The organism is Actinomadura roseirufa (assembly GCF_900659635.1).
Taxonomy (GTDB): Bacteria; Actinomycetota; Actinomycetes; order Streptosporangiales; family Streptosporangiaceae; genus Spirillospora; species Spirillospora roseirufa.
The window spans coordinates 1-5,453 of record NZ_CAACVB010000394.1 but is presented as its reverse complement, the minus strand read 5'-3'; the positions used below and the strand labels follow the sequence as shown (position 1 = coordinate 5,453).

Annotated in this window: 5 protein-coding genes; 2 read left to right on the top strand and 3 right to left on the bottom strand. The window is 75.1% G+C overall.

Annotated elements, in window-relative coordinates; translation table 11 throughout:
- The coding region (locus E1291_RS38645; protein WP_131742987.1) for an MFS transporter at positions 1–801 on the top strand (801 nt) is incomplete at its 5' end.
- A gap of 84 nt (positions 802–885) precedes the next feature.
- Positions 886–1,233, top strand: a complete 348-nt coding sequence (locus tag E1291_RS38640; protein WP_131742986.1) for a hypothetical protein — start codon at positions 886–888, stop codon at positions 1,231–1,233.
- A gap of 22 nt (positions 1,234–1,255) precedes the next feature.
- Here the strand turns inward: E1291_RS38640 and E1291_RS38635 are convergent, their stop codons facing one another.
- From E1291_RS38635 to E1291_RS38625, 3 genes are all read right to left on the bottom strand, one after another.
- Entirely contained in the window at positions 1,256–3,466 is a 2,211-nt protein-coding gene (locus E1291_RS38635; protein ID WP_131742985.1) for an acyl-CoA dehydrogenase family protein, read from the bottom strand.
- 78 nt (positions 3,467–3,544) lie between these two features.
- The gene (locus E1291_RS38630; RefSeq protein ID WP_131742984.1) at positions 3,545–4,570 is read right to left on the bottom strand and encodes a TerC family protein; all 1,026 of its coding nucleotides are present in this window, start codon (positions 4,568–4,570) and stop codon (positions 3,545–3,547) included.
- Between the two features lie 246 nt (positions 4,571–4,816).
- Positions 4,817–5,453, bottom strand: a 637-nt coding sequence (locus tag E1291_RS38625) for a glycosyltransferase family 4 protein (protein ID WP_131742983.1), incomplete at its 5' end; no start/stop codon positions are given.

Below are 5,453 nucleotides of genomic sequence, written 5' to 3'. Positions count from 1 at the left end.
CGCCTCCTTGCCCTCGCCCGCGCGGGCCTCGACCTGCCCGGCGCGCTCACCCTCGGCACCGGCCTGGGGGCGCTGCTCGCGGCGATCACCTGGGGCCGCACCGGCTGGACGCGGCCGGGCGTCCTCGTCCTGGCCGCCGCCGCGGCGGTGCTGCTGGCCGTGTTCACCGCCGTCGAGGCGCGGCGCCGGGAGCCGATGCTCGACCTGCGGCTGTTCCGCCGGCCGGCGTTCCTGCTGTCGATCTCGGGGGCGCTGGTCACCGGTCTGGCCGTGATCGGCGTGATGAGCTACCTGCCGACGGTGATGGCGCTGGTCCTCGGGCTGTCGGCGCTGTCGTCGTCGCTCGTGCTCGCGATCTGGTCGGGGCTGTCGTTCGTCGCGGCGCTCCAGGCCCGGCGCCTGCCGTCCTGGCTGCCCGCGGGACGGCTGCTCGGCGCCGGGCTGGCGCTGAGCGCGGTGGGCGAGGTCGTCATGCTCGGGCTGAGCCCGGACACGCCCTGGTGGCGCCTGGCCCCCGGCCTGTTCATCGCGGGCGTGGGCAGCGGCCTCGCCAACGCGATGCTGGCCCGCGTGGCCGTGGACAGCGTGCCGCCCGACCGGGCGAGCATGGGGTCGGGCGCCAACAACACGGCCCGCTACGTCGGCGCCGCCCTCGGCGTCGCGATCGTCGGCGCGATCGCCACCGGCTCGGGGGACGCCCCGTCCTCGCTCGCCCACGGCACCAACGTCGCCCTGCTCGCCTCCGCCGTCGTCGCGCTCGCGGGCGCCGCGCTCGCCGTCGTCCTGCGCACCGACCGCTGAGCCGGCGGGTCAGACCTCAGGGGTACATCGCGGTTCCTCCCCAGGAGGGTCGCGGCGCGCGGTTCCATTGCCTATAACTGGACCATGACGACAACGCGTCTTCCCCGCGAGGACCTCGCGGCGGCCCTGGCGGCCCGCCGCGAGCTGGGACCCGACTACGACGACGCCTTCATCGAGACGGTCGTGGAGCGGATCGAGGAGAGCCTCGGGACGCGCGGCGCGAGCTCCCCCGCGCCCGCCCCCCGGTCCCTCCGGCGCGCCCTGCCCGGCGGCGACGGCGACCACAGCCTGCTCATGGCGCTGGTCTCGCTGGTGGCCGCGATCCCGCTCAGCGCCATCGCGGTGGTGCACGTGGGGCTTCCCGGGCTGGTGTTCGTCTGCGTGACTATCGTGCTGCTGAACGCCATCTACACGCATCGTCCCCGCCGCTGACGCGCGGCGCCGGGCCCCGGCGTCACCGGCCGGGCTCGGGGTCGCGGGGCAGCCCCAGCATGCGCTCGCCGATGATGTTGAGCTGGACCTCGGTGGTCCCGCCGTAGATCGTCATGGCCCGGCCGAACAGCATGGCGCGGGCCCTGACGCCGCTCTCGGCCATCGGCACCTCGGTGCCGGCCGCCGCGCCCTGCGCCGCCCAGCAGTAGTCCGCGACGTCCTGGTTGAACTGGACGCCGAGCAGCTTGCGGACGCTGGCCTCCGCGCCCGGCTCGACGCCGTTCAGCTGCTTGAGCGTGGTGCGCAGGCCCAGCAGGTCGATCGACTGCCCCTGGGCGATGAGCCCGCCGACCTCCGCCGCGGCGACCGGGTCCGGCTCCCTGCCGCGGAAGAAGTCCAGCAGTTCCGGCACGCCCATGCCGAGGCCGCCGCCGGTCGACAGCGACACCCGTTCGTTGGACAGGGTGTTGCGGGCGACCCGCCAGCCCTCGCCGACCTCGCCGACCACGCGGTCGTCCGGGACGAACACGCCGTCGAGGAACACCTCGTTGAAGATGGCCTCGCCGGTCAGCTCCCGCAGCGGGCGGACGTCCACCCCGGGGGACTTCATGTCGATGAGGAAATAGGTGATGCCGTCGTGCTTGGGCGCGGTGGGATCGGTGCGGGCGATGCAGAAGCCCCACTGGGCGAGCTGGGCGACCGAGGTCCAGATCTTCTGCCCGGTCAGCCGCCAGCCGCCCTCGACCCGCTCGGCCCGCGTCGACAGCGAGGCCAGGTCCGAGCCCGCGCCGGGCTCGGAGAACAGCTGGCACCACACGATCCGCCCGCGCAGCGTCGGCCGCAGGAAGCGCTCCCGCTGCTCCGGGGTCCCGTAGCGGACGAGGGACGGCACCAGCCAGGTACCGATGATCAGGTTGGGCGGCCTGACCCCGGCGGCCTTCAGCTCCTGCTGGATGAGGATCTGCTCGACCGGGCCCGCGCCGCGGCCCCAGGGCCGCGGGAGGTGCGGAGCGGTCCAGCCGTCGTCGCCCATGCGGGTGTTCAGGGCCTCCTTGTCCTGGACGGCGGCCAGCTCGGCGACCTCGGCCCGGATCCGCTCGCGCAGCGGCCGGGCGTCCTCGTCCAGCTCCAGCTCCACGGGGCGGCGGCCGCCCGCCAGCGCGACGCGCGCGATCTCGGCGGCCCAGTCCTTGGCCGGGCCGAGCAGCGCCCGCAGCGTCAGGGCGCGGCGCAGGTAGACGTGGGCGTCGTGCTCCCAGGTGAACCCGATGCCGCCGAGGATCTGGATCGCGTCGCGGGCGGTCGACACGCCCGCGTCGACCGCCACGACGGCCGCCACTGCCGCGGCGAAGCCGGCCTCCCCGGTGCGCCCGCCGGCGCGCTCCTCGTCCCAGGCGCGGGCCGCGTCCCAGGCCGCCGCGCGGGCCTGCTCCAGCGCGATCAGGCTCCGCGCGGCCTTGTGCTTGACGCCCTGGAACTGCCCGATCGGCCGGCCGAACTGCTCGCGGACCCTGGCGTACTCGGCCGCGGTCGTCACCAGCCACCCGGCGAGCCCGGCGGCCTCGGCGCCGAACAGCGCCGCGGCGAGCGCGCGGACCCTGCCGGTGGTGAGGCCGTCCAGCACGCGGCCGGCGGTGACGACGGCGCCGGCCGCCTCGACCGCGCCGAGCCGGCGCACGCGGTCCAGGCTCTCGACCGGCGTGACCCGCAGGGCGTCCGCGTCCACCGCGACCCATTGCTCGCCGTCGCCGGTCGCGACCGGCAGGACGAGCAGGTCGGCCGACGCGGCGCCGAGCACCGTGCCGGCCGTCCCGGAGACCACCAGCGCGCCGTCGTCGAGGCGGCCGGTGAACGCGCCGTCCAGCGCGACGGCGGCGGTGCGCGAACCGTCGGCGAGAGAGGGCAGCAGCTCGGCCCGGGCCTTGGCGTTGCCGCAGGCGTCCACCGCCGCGCTCGCCAGCACCGTGGGAAGGAACGGTCCGGGCGCGGCGGCGCGGCCGAGCTCCTCCACGGCCACGGCCAGCTCCAGCAGGCCGTAGCCCTGCCCGCCGTGCTCCTCGGCCAGGTGCAGCCCCAGCAGGCCCTGCTCGGCCAGGGCCGGCCAGAACGCGGGCCTGGTCTCCTCGTCCGCCTCCAGGGCGGCCCGGACGACCGTCGCCGGGACGTTGCGCTCGGTGAACCCGCGCACCGAATCGGCGAGCGCCTCGTGTTCCTCGGTCAGCCCGATGGCCATCGGTCGCCCCTCTCTCAGCCCCGTGTCGACTGAGATTCTAGAACAGGATTCTGGTCACGTGCGGGCGTGATCGCGCTTTCATCCCCGCCGCGGCGCCGCGTCCGGCTCGTGCCCGCCGGCCGCTTCCGCGGACCGCTCCACCGCGGCCGGGGCGGGCCGCGCCGGGTTCCGCCGCCCGGCGGCGAGGCTGGCCGCCGTGGTCGCGGCGAGGGTGCCGGCGATGACCGCGAGGGACAGCCAGATCGGCACGTCCGGCGCCCAGGCCACACCGTACTCGTGCAGCGCGTGGAAGATCAGCTTCACCCCGATGAACCCGAGGATGAACGCCAGCCCGTGGCCGAGGTAGACCAGCCGGTCGGTCAGCCCGCCGAGCAGGAAGTACAGCTGGACGAGCCCCATCAGCGCGAACGCGTTGGCGGTGAACACCAGGTAGGGCTCGGTGGTCAACCCGAAGATCGCCGGGATGGAGTCCAGGGCGAACAGCACGTCGGTGGAGCCGATGGCGATCATGACGATGAACAGCGGGGTCACCGCGCGGCGGCCGCCGCCGCCGCGAGTGAGGAAACGCGTGCCGTCGTACTCGTCGGTGGTCGGGATGATCCGCTTGGCCGCGCGCAGCAGCGCGTTCTCCTTGAACTCGTCCTCGTCGCCGCCGCGGACCAGGCCGTAGGCCGTCCAGATGAGAAAGGCGCCGAAGATGAAGAAGACCCAGGTGAACGTCGCGATGGCCGCCGCGCCGACGGCGATGAAGGCGCCGCGCAGCACCAGCGCGATGACGATGCCCGCCATCAGCACGGTGTGCTGGGCGTGCCGGGGAACGGCGAACCGCGCGAGGATCACCATGAACACGAAGAGGTTGTCGACGCTGAGGCTCTTCTCGGTGACGAAGCCGCCGAAGTACTGGGCGGCGTGCTCGCCGCCCGAGAACGCCCAGACGCCGAGGCCGAACGCCACGGCGAGGCCGATGTAGACGGCCGACCAGAAGGCGGCGCGGCGCGTGGTGAACTCGCGGGTGTCGTTGCGGTGGATCAGGAACAGGTCGGCGGCGATGACGGCCAGGATTCCGGCCAGGGTCAAGGCCCAGACCCAGGGTGAGACGTGCACTGTGACTCTCCTCCGGCGGACGTGAACGAGCGCCGGAGGTCTCTCTCGCCCCGGCGGGCCAGGGCCGCGGAACCCGAACCGGTATGGACCGGCCGTGCTGACGAGAACCGCGCGGGGAGATACTCCCCTCCATCACCTACTTGAACGCGGCGCCCACCTCGGGGGTTCCCGCCCGCGCGACTTTTTTCCATCTCGCGCGAACCGGAGCGCGGGAGACGGCGTCTAAGGTCCGGTCGCCCTCCACTCTCACGGGCGGCGAGCGGCGGTCAGATCGAGGTAGATCTCCGCGAGCTGCTCGGCGGCGTCGTCCTCGCCCGGCAGCAGGGTCGCCCGGTGGGCGGCGGCCGAGCCGAGCCGGGCCGCGAGCGCCGGGTCGTCCAGGACGCGCCGTACCGCGCGGGACAGCGCCTCGGCGTCCGCCGGCGGCACCAGCAGGGCCGCCTCGCTCTCGGGTCCCCGCAGCAGGCCCCGCCCCGGCCGGGACCGGTCCGGCGCGCCGACGAGGCCGGGGATCCCGCCGACCCGGGTGGCGACGAGCGGCCGGCCCGCCCGCAGCACCTCCTGGACGATCAGCGGCTGCCCCTCCCAGACGCTGGGCACCACCGCCACGTCGGCGGCGGCCAGCAGCGCGGGCACGTCGTGGCGCCGGCCGAGCAACCGGACCGGCAGGTCCTCGCGGTCGATCCGGGCGCGCAGCCCGTCGGCCAGCGGCCCGTCGCCGACGATCACCACCAGCGGGACGGGCGTGCGCGCGGTCCAGTCCGCCGCCGCGTCCAGCAGCGTCGGCAGGCCCTTCTGCTCGGCGAGCCGCCCCACGGTGACGATCAGCGGCCGGTCCCCGGCGCCGAGCTCGGCCCGGAGGCCGGCGCGGGCGGCGGGGTCC